Annotated in this window: 18 protein-coding genes; 14 read left to right on the plus strand and 4 right to left on the minus strand. The window is 65.4% G+C overall.

What is annotated here, in order from left to right:
* Positions 1-143: 143 nt before the first annotated feature.
* Positions 144-1,715 carry an FUSC family protein gene (locus tag ACIBJI_RS35435; RefSeq protein ID WP_364344861.1) on the minus strand — a complete coding sequence of 524 codons (1,572 nt, stop codon included), beginning with the start codon at positions 1,713-1,715 and terminating at the stop codon, positions 144-146.
* A gap of 205 nt (positions 1,716-1,920) precedes the next feature.
* Here ACIBJI_RS35435 and ACIBJI_RS35440 point away from each other — a divergent pair, with 205 nt between their 5' ends.
* The 5 genes from ACIBJI_RS35440 (at position 1,921) to ACIBJI_RS35460 (ending at position 7,125) form a co-directional block, all read left to right on the plus strand.
* Positions 1,921-3,285, plus strand: coding sequence for a glutamine synthetase family protein (locus ACIBJI_RS35440; RefSeq protein ID WP_364344858.1), 1,365 nt, complete (start codon positions 1,921-1,923; stop codon positions 3,283-3,285).
* Positions 3,266-4,006, plus strand: a complete 741-nt coding sequence (locus tag ACIBJI_RS35445; protein ID WP_364344855.1) for a gamma-glutamyl-gamma-aminobutyrate hydrolase family protein — start codon at positions 3,266-3,268, stop codon at positions 4,004-4,006. The genes ACIBJI_RS35440 and ACIBJI_RS35445 overlap by 20 nt, the downstream gene beginning before the upstream one ends.
* Entirely contained in the window at positions 4,003-5,361 is a 1,359-nt protein-coding gene (locus ACIBJI_RS35450) for an aldehyde dehydrogenase family protein (RefSeq protein ID WP_364344852.1), read from the plus strand. The genes ACIBJI_RS35445 and ACIBJI_RS35450 overlap by 4 nt, the downstream gene beginning before the upstream one ends.
* A gap of 10 nt (positions 5,362-5,371) precedes the next feature.
* Positions 5,372-6,139: a 3-oxoacyl-ACP reductase gene (locus tag ACIBJI_RS35455; protein WP_364344849.1), complete on the plus strand. Its 768-nt coding sequence runs from the start codon at positions 5,372-5,374 to the stop codon at positions 6,137-6,139.
* A 329-nt stretch (positions 6,140-6,468) separates the two neighbouring features.
* Entirely contained in the window at positions 6,469-7,125 is a 657-nt protein-coding gene (locus ACIBJI_RS35460) for a TMEM175 family protein (protein WP_364344846.1), read from the plus strand.
* Between the two features lie 244 nt (positions 7,126-7,369).
* Here ACIBJI_RS35460 and ACIBJI_RS35465 read toward each other — a convergent pair whose 3' ends face one another.
* On the minus strand, positions 7,370-7,576 hold the full coding sequence (locus ACIBJI_RS35465) for a hypothetical protein (protein ID WP_364344843.1): 207 nt from the start codon (positions 7,574-7,576) through the stop codon (positions 7,370-7,372).
* 302 nt (positions 7,577-7,878) lie between these two features.
* Here ACIBJI_RS35465 and ACIBJI_RS35470 point away from each other — a divergent pair, with 302 nt between their 5' ends.
* Positions 7,879-8,025 (plus strand): DUF1059 domain-containing protein, encoded by a 147-nt coding sequence (locus tag ACIBJI_RS35470; RefSeq protein WP_063813334.1) that lies wholly within the window; start codon positions 7,879-7,881, stop codon positions 8,023-8,025.
* Between the two features lie 63 nt (positions 8,026-8,088).
* Here ACIBJI_RS35470 and ACIBJI_RS35475 read toward each other — a convergent pair whose 3' ends face one another.
* Positions 8,089-8,808: an SDR family oxidoreductase gene (locus ACIBJI_RS35475; protein ID WP_364344839.1), complete on the minus strand. Its 720-nt coding sequence runs from the start codon at positions 8,806-8,808 to the stop codon at positions 8,089-8,091.
* A gap of 91 nt (positions 8,809-8,899) precedes the next feature.
* Here ACIBJI_RS35475 and ACIBJI_RS35480 point away from each other — a divergent pair, with 91 nt between their 5' ends.
* The 7 genes from ACIBJI_RS35480 (at position 8,900) to ACIBJI_RS35510 (ending at position 14,788) form a co-directional block, all read left to right on the plus strand.
* Entirely contained in the window at positions 8,900-9,484 is a 585-nt protein-coding gene (locus ACIBJI_RS35480; protein WP_364344836.1) for a TetR/AcrR family transcriptional regulator, read from the plus strand.
* A 34-nt stretch (positions 9,485-9,518) separates the two neighbouring features.
* Entirely contained in the window at positions 9,519-9,704 is a 186-nt protein-coding gene (locus ACIBJI_RS35485) for a hypothetical protein (protein WP_364344833.1), read from the plus strand.
* Complete coding sequence (locus ACIBJI_RS35490; protein ID WP_364344830.1) at positions 9,701-10,078, plus strand: P-II family nitrogen regulator; 378 nt, start codon at positions 9,701-9,703, stop codon at positions 10,076-10,078. Before ACIBJI_RS35485 ends, ACIBJI_RS35490 begins: the two co-directional genes overlap by 4 nt.
* A 384-nt stretch (positions 10,079-10,462) precedes the next feature.
* Positions 10,463-11,731: an MFS transporter gene (locus ACIBJI_RS35495; RefSeq protein WP_364345206.1), complete on the plus strand. Its 1,269-nt coding sequence runs from the start codon at positions 10,463-10,465 to the stop codon at positions 11,729-11,731.
* 120 nt (positions 11,732-11,851) lie between these two features.
* Positions 11,852-12,202 (plus strand): HPF/RaiA family ribosome-associated protein, encoded by a 351-nt coding sequence (locus ACIBJI_RS35500; protein WP_364344827.1) that lies wholly within the window; start codon positions 11,852-11,854, stop codon positions 12,200-12,202.
* Between the two features lie 216 nt (positions 12,203-12,418).
* The gene (locus ACIBJI_RS35505) at positions 12,419-14,053 is read left to right on the plus strand and encodes an MFS transporter (protein ID WP_397087692.1); all 1,635 of its coding nucleotides are present in this window, start codon (positions 12,419-12,421) and stop codon (positions 14,051-14,053) included.
* A gap of 27 nt (positions 14,054-14,080) precedes the next feature.
* Positions 14,081-14,788, plus strand: coding sequence for a TetR/AcrR family transcriptional regulator (locus ACIBJI_RS35510; protein ID WP_397087694.1), 708 nt, complete (start codon positions 14,081-14,083; stop codon positions 14,786-14,788).
* On the opposite strand, the gene ACIBJI_RS35515 is transcribed toward ACIBJI_RS35510, so the two are convergent.
* A complete protein-coding gene (locus ACIBJI_RS35515) occupies positions 14,789-15,328 on the minus strand; it encodes a nuclear transport factor 2 family protein (protein ID WP_364344818.1) in 540 nt (179 codons plus the stop codon). It lies immediately after the preceding gene.
* Positions 15,329-15,613: 285 nt separating this feature from the next.
* On the opposite strand from ACIBJI_RS35515, the gene ACIBJI_RS35520 reads away from it, so the two are divergent.
* Complete coding sequence (locus tag ACIBJI_RS35520; protein ID WP_397087696.1) at positions 15,614-21,934, plus strand: SDR family NAD(P)-dependent oxidoreductase; 6,321 nt, start codon at positions 15,614-15,616, stop codon at positions 21,932-21,934.
* Positions 21,935-21,942 lie beyond the last annotated feature (8 nt).

Below are 21,942 nucleotides of genomic sequence, written 5' to 3' on the forward strand. Positions count from 1 at the left end.
ACGGTGCGTTCGACTTGCGGCGTAGGCAGTTCGGTCGGCTCGCCAGTACTCGCGACCCGCGTGGCGGGTCTCGTCCAGCAGGTCGGCGAGTATCGGATCCGCCACCGCCCCTGGAGATGCCGCCCCGCGCTGTCGTGAACCAACTACGACGAACTGGACGTGTCGATCGGTCCAGCGCTGTTCGCCATTCGGCCGATCTGTCGGGCCAGGTCGTCGGGATGGGTGAGCAGTTGTTTCGCCGGTGTCAGCCAACACCGCGCGAGCAGGTCGTACCCGATCCGCCCGATCTCCGCATGTCGAGACCACTGCGCCCGGGCCCACGCCGGTTCATCGCGATATGCGGCGACACCGCTGAGGTGATTGCCGACCAGTTCGAACTGTAGATCGCGACGCAAACGCATGGCGGCCGGATCGGCCGGTGGCTTCGTGCGCAGCGTCTCGACCAGGTCCGCGGCCACCCGCAGCACCCTGGATTCGTTCCATCGCAGGTCGTGCCGATGTGCACGTGGCACGATCACCCACATGGCCGCGACCGCGACCAGCGCGCCGACCAGCGTCTCGATAAAGCGATCCCGGATGGGAACCAGTATCGGCCCGACCAGCGCACCGCCGATCAGCAACGCCAACGGCGTAATGAAGACGACGGCGATCCCGTAGTTGCGCACCACGAACAGATCTGTCAGGAACATCAGCGTCATGAGAACCAGCACGAGGACCACGCCCGACGGTGCTAGTGCGTGCAGCGTCGCGAACACGATCAGCCCGACGACTGTGCCGCCGACGCGATGCAATGCGCGCACGGTGCCGACAATGCGATCCGGCCCCAAGTTCAGCACCAGGACGCCGGTGATCACGGCCCAGTCCGGTCGGCCGAGATCCAACAGCACACTGAGGCCACCCGCGATCACGGCGGCGGCCAGCGTGCGCAGCGCCGTGGTCGCCGCATGCGAGCGGATGGTCAGGGAGCGCCGCAGTCGCTGACCGACGGTCGGACGGGTCATCGGTACCGGCGCGTCGAGTACGTCCGGTGCGGAGTCCGATATCCCGATGAACTGGCGATGTGCGGCCAGCAGCGTCCGGACGATCTCCGAATCCGGTTCGCGGGCAGGCAGACCCGCATCATGAACCGTGGCCCACGCCGAATGTAGCGCCGCACCCGCCGCGTGCCGCTCGGCGGCGGACGGCTGCCCGCCCTTCCGGTATTCGATATAGGTATCGACGGCACGCAAGGCCGATGTCATCGCCGCCTTTTCCGGCGCACGCGCATCGCGCAGCATCGGACTCATCGAAACCAGCACCGAACTCAGCACGCCGAGCGCGGTATATCCCACGATTACCGGCACCGAAACACCGGCGACGGCCATCCGCGTTGCCACCGCGCAGACCAGCACGAAGAAGAACATGCCCGGCGGTCCGGCCCGCGTCGCGACCATGACATAGCTCGCGACCAGCGCCACCACGGAAAGTGCCGCCACACCGACGATTCCGGCCGTCCCCGCCTGCCCCGAATCGCCGATCACCGCACCTAGCGCCGCTGTCGTGAGAAAGCCCGCACCCGCGATCAGCACTATCCGCCAACGCATTCGGTAGGCGCGCGCCTCGCCGTAGAGAACGGCGAAGGCACCCAGCGCGACGATCAATGCCTGCTGCCGTTGACCCGCCGCGAGCACGATCAGCGCGGGCAATCCGAATGCGAGCGCGGACCGCGCCGCCACCGGCCACCGCCAACCCGTTTGCGAAGACCTGAAAAGCAGCGCTCGCCGGCGCGGCGGTGTCGGCACCGGGTGGTGTGACGGATCGAAGCTCGGGTCGTCCACCAGGCCATTCAACACCAACCGACCATTGGGTTTTGTGTGTCGGGGCACGCGCTCGACCCTTTTGCTCTAGCGTTGGCAAGGTTGCTGCCGAGAGGGGTTATCGATGCGTACGGGGATGCTGGAGCTAGTGCAGTTGCGGGCGCTCGTCGAGGCCGGGGAGATCGACACGGTGCTGGTGGCAATGACCGATATGCAGGGCCGATTGCAGGGAAAGCGTTGTGCGGCAAGGTTTTTCCTGGACGAGGTGATCGGGCACGCGACCGAGGCGTGCAACTATCTGCTCGCGGTGGATGTCGATATGGCCACAGTCGACGGGTATGCGATCTCCTCCTGGGAAACCGGCTATGGCGACTTCGTACTGCGGCCGGATCTGAGCACCCTGCGGCTGGTGCCGTGGCAGCCGGGAACCGCGCTGGTGCTGTGCGATGTGGAGCATGTGGAACCCGCACGTCAGGCGGTCACGGTTTCGCCGCGGCAGATATTGCGGGCGCAATTGGCGCGGCTGGCCGAGCGTGGGCTGCGGGCTTATGTCGGGACCGAACTCGAGTTCCTGGTCTTCGACGACAGCTACGAGGACGCGTGGAACTGCGGCTATCGCGATCTGCGGCCCGCGAACCAGTACAACGTCGACTACTCGATGCTCGGGACCGCACGCATCGAGCCGCTATTGCGTCGCATTCGCAATGAAATGGCCGGTGCGGGACTGTATGTCGAATCGGCCAAGGGTGAATGCAATCCGGGCCAGCACGAAATCGCCTTCCGCTATGACGAGGCGCTGGTGACCTGCGACAACCACAGCATCTACAAGAATGGCGCCAAGGAGATCGCCGCCCAGGAGCGGCGCAGTCTCAGCTTCATGGCGAAATACAATGAGCGCGAAGGCAATTCGTGCCACATCCATATAAGCCTGCGCGCCGATTCGGGGGCCGCGGTATTCGCCGGTGACGGCCCGCACGGCACCTCCGCACTAATGCGGCATTTCCTCGCCGGACAACTGGACTGCCTGCGTGAGTTCACCTATCTGCTCGCTCCGAATATCAACTCCTACAAGCGATTCATGTCAGGAAGTTTCGCCCCGACCGCACTGGCCTGGGGACGCGACAACCGGACCTGTGCGCTGCGCGTGGTGGGCCAGGATCTGTCCCTGCGGATGGAGAACCGGATCCCGGGCGGCGACGTGAATCCGTATCTGGCCGTCGCCGCGACAATTGCCGCCGGATTGCACGGTATCGAGCACGCGCTCCCGCTCGAGCCGGAGTTCCATGGCAATGCCTACCGGTCCCAGCGCCCGCGGGTGCCGCGTACGCTGCGGGAAGCGGCGCAATTGTTCGGCGAGAGCAAGGTGGCACGAACAGCGTTCGGCGACGACGTGGTGGACCATTACCGGAATGCGGCACAGGTCGAGCTGGACGCCTTCGACGCCGCGGTCACCGATTGGGAGCGAATCCGTGGTTTCGAGCGGCTCTGAGCAGATCCGTCCGATCATCGGCCTGCCGACCTACCTGGAACAGGCCCGGTTCGGCGCCTGGGATGTCCCGAGTGCGGTACTGCCGCACAATTACCTGCAGCTGGTCGAGCGCGCGGGCGGTATACCGGTGCTGCTGCCGCCCACCGGCGTGGCGCGCGCGGAGCTGGTGGATCGACTCGACGGGCTGGTGCTGACCGGCGGTGCCGATATCGATCCGGCCCGCTACGGTGCGCCGCCGGATGCGGCCCTCGGCCCACTCCGCGCCGACCGCGACGATTCCGAATTCGAGCTGTTCGCCCTGGCGCGCGCGGCCGGTCTGCCGACCCTCGCGATCTGTCGCGGCCTGCAACTGGTCAATGTCGCCTTCGGCGGCACGTTGATCCAGCACCTGCCGGATCTGCTCGGCCACGACGACCATTCCGGTACGCCGGGCGGTTTTCACCCGAACCGGGTCACGACCGTGCCCGACAGCCTGGTCGCCACGATCGCCGGACCGGAGGTGAAGGTGAATTGCCACCATCACCAAGCAGTCGCCGTCCTCGCCGATGGTCTGGTCGCGACCGCACATGCTTCGGACGGCACGATCGAAGCGGCGGAGGCGACCGACGGTCCGTTCCTGGTGGGTGTGCAGTGGCATCCGGAGGCGGACGCGACCGATACGCGGCTGATGCGAGCACTGGTCGAGGCGGCGGCCACCTATCGAAAGGAACGTAATTCGTGACGACAACGCAGGTGGTCAACCCGGCGACCGAGCAGGTCGTCACGACGCTCGAGCTGCTGAGTGCGGCCGAGGCCGATGCGGCCATCGAGCGGGCGCAGCGTGCCGGTGCCGATTGGCGCGCGGTCGCGCCGGGGGATCGTGCTCGGCTGCTGCGTCGATTCGCCGAGGCTGTCGATGCGAATCTCGAGCAGCTGGCCCAGCTGGAGGTCGCCAATGCCGGACACACCATCGGCAATGCACGCTGGGAGGCGGGCAATGTCCGCGATGTATTGCATTTCGCGGCGGGGATTCCGGAACGTCTGCTGGGCAACCAGATTCCGGTCGCGGGCGGGGTGGACATCACCTTCCACGAACCGCTCGGCGTGGTCGGGGTGATCGTGCCGTGGAACTTCCCGATGCCGATCGCGGCATGGGGGTTCGGGCCTGCGCTGGCCGCAGGGAATACCGTGGTGCTCAAGCCCGCGGAGCTGACGCCGCTGACCGCTATCCGGTTGGGTGAGCTCGCGCTCGAAGCGGGTGTGCCGGAAGGGGTTTTCCAGGTGCTGCCCGGAAAAGGGGCGGTGGTGGGTCAGCGGTTCGTGACCCATCCGGCCGTGCGGAAGGTGGTCTTCACCGGGTCCACCGAGGTGGGCAAGGAGATCATGGCCGGATGTGCGCGTCAGGTGAAGCGGGTGACGCTCGAACTCGGTGGTAAGAGCGCGAATATCGTTTTCGCCGATGCCGATTTGGAGCGTGCGGCCGCGACCGCGCCCTACGGTGTTTTCGACAATGCCGGACAGGATTGCTGTGCGCGATCGCGAATTCTGGTGCAGCGCAGTGTTTTCGACAGATTCTTGGCGTTGTTGGAACCGGCGGTTCGTGGCGTTCGGGTGGGTGATCCGGGCGATGAGTCCACCGAAATGGGGCCGTTGATTTCGGCCGCGCATCGGGACCGGGTTGCTTCGTTCGTCGAGCCGTCCACCAAGGTCGCATTCACCGGCACGCAGCCCGACGGTCCCGGATTCTGGTATCCGCCAACGGTTGTGCTCCCCGACGCGCCATCGGATCGGGTGCTCACCGAGGAGGTCTTCGGGCCGGTGGTCGCAGTGGTGCCGTTCGAAGACGAGGCCGATGCCCTTCGCATTGCCAATGACACCGAATACGGTCTGTCCGGCTCCATCTGGACCAATGATGTCGGCCGGGCGCTGCGGGTGTCGCGTGGTGTGGAGGCCGGGAATCTGTCGGTGAATTCGCATTCCTCGGTGCGGTATTGGACGCCGTTCGGCGGATTCAAACAGTCCGGCCTCGGGCGCGAACTCGGACCCGATGCAGCACTTGCCTTTACCGAGACCAAGAACGTCTTCATCGCCACCTAGTTAAGGAGATGTGTTGCAGCGCTTACAGGATCGAGTCGCCGTCGTCACCGGTGGTGGGAGCGGTATCGGCCTCGCCACGGTGCGCCGTTTCGCGGCCGAAGGCGCCAAGGTCGTCGTCGCCGATGTCGATGCCGCCGCGGGACAGGCCGCGGCCAGTGCAGCGGGGGGCCTGTTCGTGAAGGTGGACGTCACCGACGAGGCTCAGGTCGAGGCCATGTTCCAGACCGCCGTCGACACCTACGGCGGACTCGATATCGCCTTCAACAATGCCGGAATCTCACCGCCGGAAGACGATTCGATCCTGACCACCGGCATCGAGGCCTGGCGTCGGGTGCAGGAGGTCAATCTGACCTCGGTGTATCTGTGCAGCAAGTACGCCATCAATCACATGCTGGAGCGGGGGAAGGGCTCGGTGATCAATACCGCGTCGTTCGTCGCGGTCATGGGTGCGGCGACCTCGCAGATCTCCTACACCGCATCCAAGGGCGGTGTGCTGGCGATGAGTCGTGAACTCGGAGTGCAGTTCGCGCGCAACGGTATTCGGGTCAACGCGCTGTGTCCCGGACCGGTGAATACGCCGCTGCTGCAGGAGCTGTTCGCGAAGGACCCCGAACGCGCCGCGCGCCGCCTGGTGCACATCCCCGTCGGGCGCTTCGCCGAGCCGGAGGAAATCGCCGCGGCCGTCGCATTTCTGGCCAGCGACGACTCCTCGTTCATCACCGCATCGCAGTTCCTGGTGGACGGTGGCATCTCCGGCGCGTACGTCACACCGTTGTAAAGGTACGGTTGATCCGGGCGGACCGCTGAGCAGCGAGCCAGGGTCCGCCATACGTCGCCGATCAGAGGGAGGCTCGTGAGATGAGTACGGAAGATGGGCGATCGCCCGGGTTGTTCAGCCACGACGCCCTGTCGCCGGAGCCGTCCGTCCAAACCGACACCGGCGGTGCCGATTTTCGCCCGGTGTTCAGCCGCAGCGACGGCAGCGGACCGGGATCGTATCCGCAGCCGGATCAAGGGAATTGAGTACGCGTAGCGCCGGATCATAACGGCGCTACGCTCACAGCGATAGCAAGGGCATGGGTAACGCCACAGCGTTACCCTGCACATATGGTCGACGAAGGGCAGTTCCCGAGCGCGCATTTATCGGGCACCGCCCGGGTGGAGGCATTCAGCGATGGCGTGATGGCCATCGCGATCACCCTGCTGATCCTCGAGATTCGGGTGCCCGAGCACGAACCGGGCCACCTGCTCGAAGCGCTCGGCCACATCTGGCCGTCGTATGTGGCATATCTGGCTTCATTCCTCACCATCGGCATCATCTGGATGAACCACCACAGCTTCTTCGGTCGCCTCCACCATCTCGATCACGTGATCCGTTGGTGGAACCTGATGCTGCTGCTCGGCGTCTCCGTGTTGCCTTTCCCCACTGGCCTTCTCGCCGAATACGTGGTTCACGGCGAACATCGCGACGCCGCCGCGGCCGCCGCCGTCTACGGGATCGCGGGCGTCATGATGACCATCCCCTGGGCCCCCTTGTGGTGGCGCCTGGTGCACCATCCCGAACTCTTCGAACCCGGCTACGACGCAGCCTTCGCCCGCCGCGAAACCACCCGCGCCTACCCTGGCATCCTCATCTACGCCCTCTGCATAGCCGTAGGCCTCTTCTGGCCCGTCGTCGCCCTCATCCTCTACCTGCTCATCGCCATCTTCTACGCCATTACCAGCCAGGGGTGGGCGAAGCAGTCCGCGCAGGACACCGAATAGGTCGACGTGTGCGTCTCACGGTCGAGCCGGCATATTCGACTGCCGCCATCGCGGCCCAGGCTCGGCTGTGTGGAACTCCCGTTGCGCACGCCGAGCCGTTTCTCGTTGAATGGGATGGCATGCCCCTGGCAATGCCTGTCGTGGCCGGTGCCGCTGCGGTAGGTGGTCGGCAGGTGCGCCGATGCCTGCGGTGGCACGCGGAAATTCGGCGGCGCGTCCGACGTCGAAGAGCCCAGGACGGTCTTCAGGGAAGGTGCATCAGCTGCCCAGCGAGCGTGAACAGGCGGCGGGCGAGCCGCATGACAGGGAGCCCCAACGGAATGAGGAGCACTGTCACGCACAGCACCGCGCCGACGAGCCAGACCACGGCCGCGAGGATCCCGACTACCGTGCCGAGCACGGCTGTCACGATCCCCAACACCACGCCGAGCAGGCCCTTTAGCAGTTGCATCATGACCTCCTGCTCCCATTCTGCGCTCTTTCGAGCGCGGTGCCGAGTTCGAGGCCGCCGGATTATGTTCGGGCCGTGATGGGCCGTTTCGTCCGGTATCGGCCGCCGTCGATCGACGCGGCGCGACGGACGAATCAGGCGTGCCCGTCTCGGCCGAATTACACGACAGGGCTTGCAGCTACAACCCGGGCGCCGAATGGGATGGCAGAATCCGACGGTGCCGAGCTTGGCCCGGATAGGGTACGCATCGGCTCGTGCGTGCGGCGCGTGCTTAGACTGACGGGGAGAAGGAAGGACCGCTGATGAAGCGAAATCTGAACTGCCCCTGCGGCGAACAGATCGTCGGGACGGATGAGGACGACCTGGTCGAGAAGACCAAAGCGCATCTGGCCGCGAACCACCCGGGGCACGACTATTCCCGGGACGAAATTCTGTTCATCGCTTACTGATTCACCACACCCCGGCCTTTCGTCACGCGAACACGTTCGTGACGAAAGGCCGGGTGAGGTGGATTATTTGGGGGAGCCCAGGCGTGCGCCGCCGTCCACCCGAACCACCACGCCGGTGGTGAAGGTGTTGTCGGTGAGGAATTCGATGGCCTTGGCGATATCGTCCGCGCTGCCGATCCGGCCGACCGGAGTCTGCGCCGCGATTCCGGCGAACACCTCGGCGCGGGCATCCTCGGGGAGAAAACTCCACCATTCGGTGTCGATCACACCCGGGGATACGGCGTTCACGCGGACGGGTGCCAGTTCGACCGCGAGCACGGGGACGATGGCCTCGACACCGGCATTGACGGCGGCCAGTGCGGCGGTTGTCGGCATGGCGCCGCCCGCGGATGCGGCGGAGACCAGTGTGATGGATCCGTCCTGCGCGAGGTGCGGCAGCGCCGCCTGAATGGTGGCGACGTGCGGCACAAGTTTGCCGGAGACGTGGGCCTGCAAATGGTCCAGGCCGAGTTCGCGGAACGGGGTGGTGCCGGACGGTCCGGTCACGGTAACTACCACATGGTCGACCGGTCCGACCTCCGAAAACAGCTGTGCCAATTCATTTTCGGCACGCGCATCCACGACCTTGCCGGTGACCTGCGGGCCGAGGTCGGCAAGTGCGGCGGCGAGTCGTTCTTCGTTGCGTCCGGCGATGACGACCTGCGCGCCGTGCGCGGCGAGTCGGCGAGCGGTCGCCAGGCCGATTCCAGAGGTTCCGCCAACGATGACGACTTTGTTGTTCACAAGATCCTCCTGAAGTTCGAATCACGATGATTTTCGAACCACCGTGCCTCGTTAATATATTCGAGGCACAGTGTCTTGTAAAGTGATGTGCATGACGGGAACCCGCGGTCGACCCCGCAGCGAGGACGCCAGGCGCGCGATCCTGCACACGGCGCTGCAGCTCTGCGAGCGGGACGGCTACCAAGACCTGACCATCAAGGCCATCGCGGACGGGGCCGGCGTCGGGCGGCAGACGGTGTACCGCTGGTGGCCGGATAAGGCCTCGATTCTGATCGAGGCGCTGATCGGATTGGCCGAAGAGCATGCGGCGCTGCGGGTTTCGGACGAATCGGTGGATGTGCTCGTCGCGGTCGAGCGCCTGCTCACGGCCACGTTCGAACTCGCCCAGAAAGTGACGGGTCAGGCGCTGGTCGGTCTGATGGCCGACGCACAGCGCGATCCAGCCCTGTCCAAACGATTGCAGGACACCGTGATCGGCCCGCGACGAGCGACACTGCGCGCACTGCTCCAGCGCGGTGTCGACGCCGGAACGCTGACTGCGTCGGTCCCGCTGGATCTCGTCGTCGATTTCGTCTTCGGTGCTATGTGGTACCGACTGCTCAGTCACCATGCGCCGGTGAACGCCGCGCTCGCGGAGGATGTCACGCGCAGTGTCGCGACGATGCTCGCGCCGTGAGATCCTTTGTAATCCTGAAGATCTTGGGTTGTCCATGAGTCTGCGCATGCCGGACCATGTATTGGAGACCGGTGATGTCGCGGCCCGCGAAGAAGCGGACTATCCGGACTGGACCCTGGTCTCCGCCCATGTGGGGACGTTCCCCGCTGCGCCCGCCCTGCCCAAGCCGGCGCCGGACAAACCATCGGGTGAGGCGCCCGGGAACCAGGCGGCCACGTGAATGCCACCATCCATCTCCAGGGCAGTGTCGGGTACGGCATCGATGACCCGATGAGCCCAGGTGACGGCGTCGATGCGAAGCTCATCACGTTGGTTTTGCCCGCCGCCCTGTTCGACCACATCAAGCAGGCGCTGGCCATGTTCGGCGTGCGGCGGATGGTGGTGTGCCAGGTCTACCGGGTGGACGACCGGGCCAGTCGAGTCGAACGCTATCGGGGCCAAGAATTCGTCACCGATGTCGAGGCGGGGCTGCGCATCGAATTGCTTGCCAAGAATGACGATGTCGCCGATCTGGTCCGGTTGATCGATCGGATCGGTGAGAATGCCAGGCCGTCCGGAATTCAGATCTGGATGATCGACGCGCGCTCGTTGTGAATCGGCCTCGCTCGCGAGGATGAGGGGCGTGTCATCCGGGTGCGGGAGGCGAGTTGGTCCGCTCGCGGAAGACGCTGGGTTCGCTATGCCCCAGAAGGGCTGGCAACGAACAGCATTCGTTGCCCAAAAACGCAAGTGTGACCATGCTCACATTTGCCATCGATTCCGCAGGTGGCGGCGGGCCCGTCGCCACCTCGGCGGGCCCGCCGCTTGTTTGCCCAGTTTGGAACGTGGGTACCGGTTAATTCCGTGCCTGAACTCGGAAAAATCGGATCGGGCCGGTCGAACGAATCGAGGCCCGTGACCGGGGCTGGTGAGGAGGCGCAGGTGACGGATCGCGAATCGGAGAAGAAAACGCTACGCCGATCGGTCGCCGCGTCCGCGATGGGCAATGCCACCGAATGGTTCGACTACGGCGTCTACGCCGCGACCGCCACCTACCTCACTGACGCATTCTTCCCGGGTGAACTCGGCACCCTCGGCACCATGCTCGGCTTCGCCATCTCCTTCCTGCTGCGCCCGCTGGGCGGCATGGTCTGGGGACCGCTCGGCGACCGACTCGGCCGAAAAGTCGTGCTGGCCACCACAATTCTGTTGATGGCGGGTGCGACTGGATGCATCGGTCTGCTCCCGACCCATGCTCAGATCGGTTGGTTCGCGCCGGTTCTGCTCATCGCCCTGCGGGTGGTGCAAGGCTTCTCGACCGGCGGCGAATATGGCGGTGCCGCAACATATCTGGCGGAATGCGCCAATGACCGCAGGCGCGGATTCCTCGGCAGCTTCCTGGAATTCGGCACCCTCGGCGGATTCGTCGGCGGCTCGTCGGTCGTGCTGCTGTGTCAGCTCATCTTCGGTTCGGATGCGATGCACGACTGGGGTTGGCGTCTGCCGTTCCTGTTCGCGGTGCCGCTCGGCCTGATCGGCTGGTATCTGCGCTCACATCTGGACGAGTCGCCGGTCTTCGCCGAGGTGGCCGATAAACCGCACCCGCCGGGCGGCGTATGGGAGGTGCTGACTACCTATCGCCGCGAAACCCTGACGCTGATCGGCCTGGTGGTCGCCCTGAACGTGGTGAACTACACCCTGCTCACCTATCAACCGACCTACTTGCAGAACACCATCGGCGTCGGCGAATCGACCACCACTGCCATGATGCTGATCGGGCAGTTGGTGATGATGATCGTGCTGCCGTTCTTCGGCAGGCTGTCCGACCGGGTCGGCCGCCGTCCGCTGTGGCTGGTCTCGCTGGTCGGACTCGCGGTACTCGCGCTGCCCATGTACTGGCTGATGGGGCAGGGAACCGGTTGGGCCATCACCGGATTCATCGTGCTCGGCCTGCTGTACGTGCCGCAGCTGGCGACCATCAGCTCCACCTTCCCAGCGATCTTCCCGACACATGTGCGCTATGCGGGTTTCGCCCTCGGCTACAACATCTCCACCGCCGCATTCGGCGGCACCGCTCCACTGGTCAACGAGGCCGCGATCGAATCGACCGGCTGGTCGCTGTTCCCGGCCGCGTATATGGTCGGCGCCAGCCTGATCGGACTCGTCGCCTGGTCGTTCCTGCGCGAGACCGCGGGAACCTCGTTGCGCGGCACCGTTGTTCCCGACGCTCAGGTGCTGAAGCCGCCGATCGCGGCGCAGCCGGTCTGAACTCGGGAATCTGCTGGGCACGCACCGACGCGAGTAGTGTCGGCATTGCTGACGGATTGCCGAGTTCGCGCTCTGCGGGTCGGTGACCGTGGGCGAACACCTATCGGATTGGAGACGCTCGTGCAGATTCAGGTCAACACCGGCAGCAATATCCACGGCGGCGCGTCGCTGGCCGAGCGCGTGGAATCGACGCTCTCCTCGACACTCGATCGCTTCGGTGAGCAACTCACCCGACTGGAAGTCCACCTGACCGATCTGAACGCCGATAAGGGCGGCCCGGATGATAAGCAGTGCGTATTAGAGGCCCGGATATCCGGTCAGCCTCCGGTCGCGGTAACCCATCGCGCGGCTTCGGTCGAAGAGGCTTATACCGGCGCCGCCGACGCTATGGCGAACCTCCTCGACAGTCGTTTCGGCCGCCTGCATCACACGAAGGGTGGCGAATCCATCAGGCACTTGGGCGTCGAATAATAGTCGACCTCGGCCATATTTCCACCAGTGGGAAGGTTGTGCGATATAGGCGCAGCAGGTTACCCCCCCGACTGCGGTCGTAACCATTCTCATAGGTAACTCCGCCGCGTCCCGAACTTGTTGATGCCGAACAGATTAAAAAGCCCACACCGGCACAGAACTCGTGTGTAATACCGATCGGTAACTGGTGTACGGGGGGCTGATCAGGGTTCGGTGATGTCTGTGAGCGCCGTCGATATCGCGCATCGATCGGAGGATCCGATCAACCGTCGGCGTACGGGAGCTTTCTGGTTCGGTCTGGTGTTGACGGTGCTCGGCACCGCCCTGCACCTTCCGATGTATCTCATGGCCCGCGATATGGGCTATCGGTTGGTGGGCATGCCCATGGACGGCGCCATGATCACCGGGATGATCCTGATCGTGATCGGTTTGGGCGTCACAACTTACGGTCTGTTTCCGCGGCGCGCGGTGCACGATACGGTGGCCGGGCTGCGGGTGCGGGCACTCGACGACGCGCCGATCAACCGGGTGCATGTGGTGCTACTGCTGATCATGGCCGCCGCGATCACCATCGACGTGATGAAGCCGACAACCCTGGCCTTCGTCGTTCCGGGTGTCGGCGCGGAGTACCACCTGCGCACACCGGCGAGTCCGCACCTGGACGCGCTACCGGTGGCACTGCTGCCACTATCCGGTCTCACCGGCACGGTGCTCGGGTCGTTCCTGTGGGGCTGGCTCGGCGACCGCATCGGGCGCAAGGCGGCGATCCTGCTGGCCGGAATCTTCTTCGTAGGAACCGCGATCTGCGGTGCCATGCCCAGCTTCGAGCTGAATGTCGCGATGTGCTTCATCATGGGCCTGAGCGCGGGCGGCATGCTGCCGATCGCCTTCACGCTGCTCTCGGAGACCATCCCGGCGCGCCACCGCGGTTGGCTGCTGGTGCTGATCGGCGGCGATATCGCCGGCGCCTACGTCATCACCAGCTGGCTGTCATCGACGATCGGCGAGACCTACGGCTGGCGCAGCCTGTGGCTGATCGGCTTGCCCACCGGACTGCTGCTGGTGCTGCTGGTCCGCTGGATTCCGGAGTCGCCGCGGTTCCTGATGGCCATCGGCAGGCACCGCGAGGCCGAAGAGGTGCTGCGCACCTACAATGCCGAGGTCATCGCGGTCGAGCAGCCGGAATTCGCCGCCGAGGATGATCTGCAGGGCGGGTTCGGTCAGTTGCTGCGCCGCCCCTTCGCCGGAATGACCATCGTGCTAGCTCTTTTGGGACTCGGGGTCGGACTGGTCACCTACGGCTTCCAGCTCTGGCTGCCGACGAATCTGCGCAGCCTGGGCTTCACCGGCGTCACCGCCGACAAGATCCTGCGTGACTCCGCGCTGATCGGCTTCCCGCTCAACTTCCTGGTCGCCTACTGCTACCACCGCTCCACCAAATGGACACTGATTACGCTCAGCGCGCTGCTCGCCGTCGCGCTCGGCGGGTTCGTAATCCTCGGCGATCACGTCGCCGACAACACCACTCTGCTGTATGCCCTTCTCGTGGTGCCGATCTGGGGTTCCAGTTCGGTAGTCGCGGTCATCGTGGCCTACGGCGCGGAGGTTTACCCGACTCGGATCCGGTCCCGCGGCAGCGGTGTCGCGGCGGCGATGACCAAGGCGGGCGGTGTGCTGGTCGTCGCGCTGGTGGTGCTCGCAGTCGCCACGCCGTCGATCGCGGTGACCGCGCTCATCAGCGCGGCGCCGATCGCGATCGCGGCGGTGGTGGCCGTCGGGTTCATCGTCGAGACCCGGCGCAAGCCACTGGAACAGATCACCGCCGACGAGTTGGGCGTCGCGGCGGCATAGCAAGCACAAGCACTGCTAGGTGAGGTAATGATCGACACTGCAACAGCGTTGGAACCCGCACTAACCGGCTCGATGCGCGATCGCCTGATAGCGGCCACAGTCCAACTCATCTCGACCGAAGGACTCGCCTCGTTGACCGTGCGTCGCGTGGCGCGGATATGCGGGGTCTCGACCATGGCGATCTATTCCAACTTCAGCGGTATGCCCGGCTTGATCCAGGCGGTCGGCTCGGAAGGTTTCGCGCAATTGGTCGCGCGGCTGGACGAATGCGAGATCACCGACGATCCGATCGCCGAAATCCTGGTGCTCGGCTTCATCTTTCGCGATGAGGCGCTGCGCAAACCCGAGCTGTTCCGGCTGATGTTCGCCACCGAGTCACCGAAGGCGGAGGTCAAGGTGCACCGCGGCAATGTGCTGGCCGATAGCAGCGATTCCGACTTCGAGAACTTCTCGGAGAGCTTCGATTTCGTGGTGCGCGCGACCCGGCGGGCACTGGAGGCGAATCTGTTGCACAGCACGAACGAGCGCTCGGCCGCGGCACAGTTCTGGACCGGGCTGTACGGGTTCATCCAGTTGGATATGGCTGGCCTGTATGGCGACCAGGGTGTGTCGGAGGTGCTGTTGCCCTCGATCGTCAACATTCTGATCGGTATGGGCGCCGAACGCGCGACAATCGAGCGGTCGGTGGCGCGTGCCCTCGAACAGGTCACCGCGCTGACCGGTCCGCACACCTGATCAGCCACGCAGTTTGACCGCGAGGCGCTGGGCGCGGGCCATTGCGCGCTCGGCGAAACCGTTGCGCTTGGGCAGCAATTCGAGTTGCAGCAGTAGCTCGTTCAGATCCCAGGTGGCCTTGCTGCGCCAGATGAGTCCGGAGCGGAACTGCCAGATGTCGACCACGAACAGGTCGAATTTCTTATTGGTGCCAGCGAATCCGGGCGGGTCGATCATGCCGAGGTGGGTGCCCGTCATTCGCCAAGGCACGATTGCCGCCAGCGCGTCCGAGGTGACGACCGGCTCGAAGACGGTGGTGTAGTTGACATCCGGAAATGCGCGTTTGGTGTCGTGCACGAACTTCGCGACCCCGGCACGGCCGATGATCAGCTCGCCCTCGGACGGGTCGAGCCAGCGGGTGTCCTCGGTGACGCAGGCTGCTACCGCGTCGCCGTCGCCGGTGTTCCAACCGGCGATATAGCGCTCGACGAACTCGCGCAGCCAGTCGGTGTCCTCGATGGGCTCGGCGGCCGGGTCGAGGGCGAATTCGCCAGAGTTCATGGCCGCCACCGTACTTGGATAACAATGTCATGGGTTCGAATAACAATGTAATTCGAGCCCATGACATTGTTATTATTCGAGTCGGCTGGCAGGTGCTCCGACGTATAACAGTGTCCGCCTCGGCAATAACAATGTCATGGCCTGTCCGATAACACCGTAATTTCACTATGTGGACCACAATCGGCCGTGGTTGCAACAGGTTTCAGTCATTTTGCGCTGCCGATCGAATATCGAAAGTATGCTGCCTACCGTTCAATGCTCAGGGTAGAAATCGAGGACTGCGCAATGTCCGATGCAGCAATCGTCGGTATCGGCTGTCGATTTCCGGGTGGGATCGATGGTCCGGGTGCCTTTTGGGATTTCGTGATCAGCAAGGGCGACGGCATCGTCGAGGTGCCGCCGGATCGCTGGAGCCTGGACAAGTTCTACGATCCGGATCCGGATGCGCCCGGCCGGATGTACACCCGCGGCGGCGGATTCCTGACCCAATCGCTGTGGGAGTTCGACGCCGACTTCTTCGGCATCTCCCAGCGCGAGGCCTCGATCATGGATCCACAGCAGCGGCTGCTGCTCGAGGTCGCATGGGAGGCGCTCGACGATAGCGGGATGGCCGGGCGGATCGCCGGCCGCGATGTCGGCGTCTTCGTCGGCGGCTTCATGAACGACAATGCGGTGGGCCGCAACGTGGTCCGCTCCGCGATCAACAGTCATACCCCGACAAGCTCCTCGCACACCCTGCTCTCGGCGCGCATCGCATTCCTGCTCGACCTGCACGGTCCGACCATGACCATCGACACCGCCTGCTCGTCGTCGCTGGTGGCACTGCACCAGGCCGTCCAATCGCTGGCGCTCGGCGAATGTAGCGCCGCCATTGTCGGCGGCGCCAATGCCATGCTGCAGCCGGAAACCTTCATCTCCATGTGCAAGGGCCGATTCCTGTCTGTGGACGGTCGCTGCAAATCGTTCGACGCTGCCGCCGACGGCTACGGCCGCGGCGAGGGTGCGGGTGTGGTGATCCTCAAGCCGCTCGAGGCCGCGGTGCGCGACGGTGACCGTATCTATGCTGTTGTCCGCGGCAGCGGCGTGAACCAGGACGGCCGCACCTTGGCCATCCCGGTCCCCAATCCCGAAGCGCAGGAAGCACTTGCCCGGCGCGTGCACACCAGCGCAGGCATCGCGCCACATGAGATCGGCTACGTCGAGGCGCACGGCACCGGGACACCGGTCGGCGATCCGGCGGAGATGACGGCCCTCGGCAAGGTGTATGGCGCGATCGATGGCCGGACCGAGCCGCTGCCGGTCGGATCGGTCAAGAACAATATCGGTCATACCGAGGCGGCGGCGGGCGTGGCCGGAGTCATCAAGGCCGCGTTGACCGTTCACCACCGGACGATCGCGCCGCAGGCCCGGCTGGACCAGCTCAATCCCGAGATCCCGTTCGACGAACTGCGGCTGCGGGTGCCCATGACGGCCGAACCGCTGCTCCGGCCGCTGGTGGCGGTCAATAGCTTCGGCTACGGCGGCACCAACGCGCACGCACTCATCGGGCCCGCGCCCGTCGAAACCCGTTCCGATGCAACCACAATGCGGCAGAACAGCGTGCCGATCCTACCGCTGTCGGCGCGCAGCGAACCGGCGCTGCGCACGCTCGCAGCGGGGCTGTTGGCCGCGGCTGACACCGAACCGCTCGACGTCCTGACCGAGGCAGCCTGGGTGCGCCGCGCGCATCACCCGTTGCGAACCGCCTTCCGCTACCGCGAAATCGGCGAATTGCGTTCCCAGCTGGCCGAATTCGCCGCTGGCGGTGGTCAACCGCCCGCTCGTGCCATCGCGGAAGGACACACCGACCCGGTATTCGTCTACAGCGGTATGGGACCGCAGTGGTGGGCCATGGGCCGCGACCTGCTCGCGGGGCAAGGCCCGGCAGCCGAATTAGCGCGCGAAATCGATGGGAAATTCACCGAACTCGCGGGCTGGTCGATCCTCGAGGAGATGGGCCGCGACGAGGCGGAGTCCCGGATCTCACGCACCGAGATCGCGCAACCGGCCAACTTCCTGCTTCAGGCCGCGCTGACGGCCGAACTCGCCGAGTTCGGCATTCGACCCGCCGTCACGGTGGGACACAGCGTCGGCGAGGTGACGGCCGCCTACGTGTCCGGTGCGCTATCGCTGGCCGAGGCGGTCACGGTCAGCTACCACCGGTCCCGACTGCAGGCCACAACGGCGGGGACCGGCGGCATGCTGGCGGTCGGGCTGGCCGAGGCCGAAGCGCGCGAACTGCTGACGGACGTCGACGGCGTGTGTATCGCCGCGGTGAACAGCCCGTCGGCGGTGACCCTGGCCGGGGACCGCCAGGTATTGGCCGCCCTCGGCGAACGTCTCACTGCCGACGGTGTTTTCGCCAAGGCGCTGCGGGTCGAAGTCCCGTACCACAGCCATCTGATGGACCCGATCCTCGATGATCTGCGAACCGCACTGGCGGCGCTCGCACCGGGTGATACCACCATCCCGGTCTACTCGACGGTCACCGGTACGCAAGCGACACAACAGGATTGGGGTCCGGATTACTGGGCTCACAATGTCCGCGACCAGGTCCGGTTCGCGGACGCGATCGGCGAACTGCTCAATGCCGGACACCGAGTCTTCCTGGAAGTCGGCCCGCACCCGGTATTGAGCGGAAGCATTCGGGAAATCCTTGTACAGCAGGGCGTTACCGGTGCCGCTATCAGCACGCTCACCCGTGGCGGCGACGACCGCGAGAACACACTGGCCGCGATCGGCGAGTTATACCGAGCGGGCGCGCTGGACGGTGACCGCCTGCCCGGCGCGATCGATCCGGGCGCCGGGCATGTCGACCTACCGCGCTATCCGTGGCAGCGCCGGTACGTATGGACCCAGGAGCCGGAAACGGAGCTGGATCGGATCGGCACACCGAACGGATTCGCGATGCTCGGCGATCGCACCGCGTCGGTGGCCACGGAATGGGAAGTGCAACTGTCGGTTTCGAACCTGCCGTGGTTGCGTGATCATGTCGTGGCCGGTGCCGTGGTGCTGCCGGGTGCGGCCTACCTGGACACCGCCATGAGCGCCATCGCGTTACGCACCGGCCGGGAGTCGTTCGGGCTGGAATCCGTCGAATTCATCAGCCCACTGGTCATCGACGAGCACGATGTGCCGGTCGTCCGGATCGGCGTGGAAGAGAGCACCCGCCGGTTCACCATCCAGTCCCGACCCGCTAGCGGTGGGGGATGGACACCCAACGCGCATGGACGTCTCATCGAGGCGGATGCCGACGCCACCACCGTCGCTACCGCGCCGCAGGCGGACGCTGTCGAAGTCGCCGTCGACGAGCTGTACGAGAGCATGGCCGAGCACGGACTTCGCTACGGCCCTGCTTTCCGGTTGTTGAGCGAGGTCTGGGTTGGCACGGATAGCGTTGTCGCACATCTCGATTCGTCGGTAACCACGGGGCACCGGCACCTTGCCCACCCGGCGATAGTCGATTCGGCACTCCAGTGCTTCGCCGCCTTGTACGCGAGAACAGCTGCCACACAGGCAGATTCCGGCGCCGGCGCCGATGTGGTTGTGCCGTCCGCGATCAACGGGATCCGGTGGACCGGGCCGATGCCGGCCGATCCGGTCGTGGTCCTCACCCGCGTATCCGATGATCCACTGCGCGCCGATATCCGCATCGCGTCCGCGAGCGGCGATGTCGCACTGACCATGTCGGGGGTGCAATTCCGCGCGCTCACCCCGCGGTCGTCGCTCTACGAGCAACTCGACCGGCTGTTCTACGAGCCGGTGTGGGAGATCGTGACGGACACCGCGGAACCGGCACCGCAAGACCTGCCCGGTGACGAAGAGTTCCTGCTCGTCGTCAACCTCGGTGCGGAAATCTCCCAGCGGGCCAAGGAAATCGCCAATATGCGCATCCGGGCCGAAGTGGTGACGGTCGGCGAGCATGCCTCGGCGGCCGACACCGAACAGCTGCTCGAGCTGCTGCGGACCGCACACGCCCGGCCCGAGGTCGAGTGCCTGCGACTGGTTGTCGTCGCCGGGGCAGAACTCGACGGCATGCGCAATGTGTACGGGCTCGCACAGGTCGCGCAGGCGCTCAAGGCCCTGCTGTCGGACGAACTGCCTGTCGTGATCCACGCGGTCGTGGTCACCGAACACGCGCTGTGCCTGCCGATCGACCGGTTCGCCCGGCTCGAGCATTCGGCCCTGACCGGCGCGCGCCGCGAACTGCTCAACGAACTTCCGGCCGGACAGTGGCGGCTGGTCGATACCGAACCCGCCTCCGCGGCGGCCGACATCCTCGAGCAGATCTACACCGACACCACCACCGACGAGGTGGCGCTGCGCGCGGGCGCGCGCTGGACGATCCGCTGGCGGCAGACCCTCACCGACCGGTTGGCCGGCTGGGATGTGCCGCGACCGCTCACCGATCCCGAGCAGTCCTTCCGTCTCGATATTCCACGTTCGCGCCTGCTACCGGAACTCGCCCTGCGCACCTGCGAGCGGATCGCACCGGGACCGGACGAGGTCGAAATCCGGATGCAAGCGGTCGGCCTGAACTATAAGGACACCCTCAAGGTGCTGGGTGTACTCACCGAAAAAGAGCTGGACGGAACATTTTTCGGCACCGAGATCGGCATGGACGGCTACGGCGTCGTGACCCGCGTCGGCGGCGATATCACCGATATCGCACCGGGAGATGAGATTTCGGTCGTGGCACCCGGAATCGTCCAGCGCTATGTGACGATTCGCCCCGACACCGGCGCGACAACTCGGATGGATATCTTCCCGCCCGGCACCTTCGACCCGCTGCACTGCACCTCGGTAATGCCGCTGTTCACCGCCGAAATCGGGCTCGGTGAACTGGCTCGGGTGCAGCCGGGCGAAACGGTGCTGATCCACGGCGCGGCGGGCGGTATGGGCATGGCCGCCGTTCAGGTCGCGCTGCGGATGGGAGCGCGGGTGATCGCCACCGCCGGCACCGAGGAGCGGCGCGCCCAGGTGCGGGCGCTCGGCGCACATGAGGTGCTGGGTTCGCGGTCGATCGGTTTCGTCGACGAGGTGCTGCGCCTGACCGACGGTGCGGGCGTCGACGTCGTCTACAGTTCCGCGCCCGGCGAGATCCTGCAGCAGAACTTCCGGGTGGCGGGCGAGTTCGGCCGCATCGTGGATATCGGCAAGGCCGATATCTACGGCTCGGGCACTATCGACCTGCGCCCCTTCGACCGGAATCTGGCCTTCTTCGCCGTCGATATCGACCGCATCCTGGCCCGGCGACCCGAGCAGGTCCGCCGGGCGGCCCGGCGCGTGGTGGACGCGATGTTCCACGGCGAGTACACCGCATTGCCGAACACACCGTTCGCGCTGCACGAGCTGACCGCGGCATTCGAAACTGTGGCACGCTCCGCCCAGATCGGCCGGGTGGTGCTCGATCTGCGCGAAGCACATCCGGCGGTGCGCCACATCCCCGGCGAATTCGAATTCGACCCCGCCGCAAGCTATCTGGTGTCCGGCGGCTTCGGTGCCTTCGGCCTGGCCACCGCACGTCAGCTGGCGCGTGCCGGAGTACGGCACCTGGTGCTCGTCGGTCGCAATGGCGCGTCCACCGACGCGGCGCGAGAACAGTTGGCGCGGTTCACGAACGAAGGAATCGATGTGCGCGAGGAATGCGTCGACGTCGCCGACTACGACGCGGTCGCCGACCTCGTCGCGCGCATTCAGGCAAGCGGTGCACCGTTGCGCGGTGTGATCCATGCCGCGGGCGTGGTCAACAACACCGAGATTCCTGAGGTCACCACCGAATCCCTGCGCGAGATCTTCGATCCGAAGGTGATCGGCGCGACCAATCTCGATAGAGCCACCACCGCCGCAGGCGTCGAGCTCGACCTATTCGTGCTCTACTCCTCGGCCAGCGGCATTGCCGGGCTCTCACCCCAATTGGGTTATGCGTCAGCCAATTCCGCGCTCGATGCACTCGCCTGCGCGCGACGCGCACAGGGCAGGCCCGCGCTATCTGTGGACTGGGGATTCATGCGCGGCGACGGCGGTATGGCCGACTCCCGCGCAGTGTCCCGCTATGCCGAAATGACCGGATACGGCTCGTTGGATATGGATTTCGCGACCCTGCTGCTGCGGGAATGTCTGCGGTTCGACATCACCCAGCTCGCCCTGCTCGATATCGACTGGGCGCAGTGGGCACTCGCGCATCGTTCTTCGGCTCGCGCGCCTCGTTTCGTCGAACTGGTCACCGCCGCGGGCGGTGGCGCGGCGGGTACAAGCGCCCTGCGCGCCGAAATCCTGGCGCTGGACCCGGAATTTCGCGGCGAGGTGGTCGCCTGTCTGCTCGCCGAACAACTCGCGGTCGTACTCGGCGTCGATGCGGACACCGTGGACCTGGCCACTCCGACCATGGAGTTGGGGCTGGATTCGCTGATGGCCATGGAATTCGGTGCGCGCGTGGTGAAAAGTCTCGGCGTCAAGATGTCGGTCCTGTCCATCGGGGCCGGGCTCTCGCTGGCGGGCCTCGGCGTCAAGATCGCCGCTCAGATCGCGCACGAAGAAGCAAGTACCGAACCGACAGCAGCGTGAGGACTACT

The sequence above is a fragment of the Nocardia sp. NPDC050408 genome (assembly GCF_044458905.1).
In the GTDB taxonomy this organism is placed as follows: domain Bacteria; phylum Actinomycetota; class Actinomycetes; order Mycobacteriales; family Mycobacteriaceae; genus Nocardia.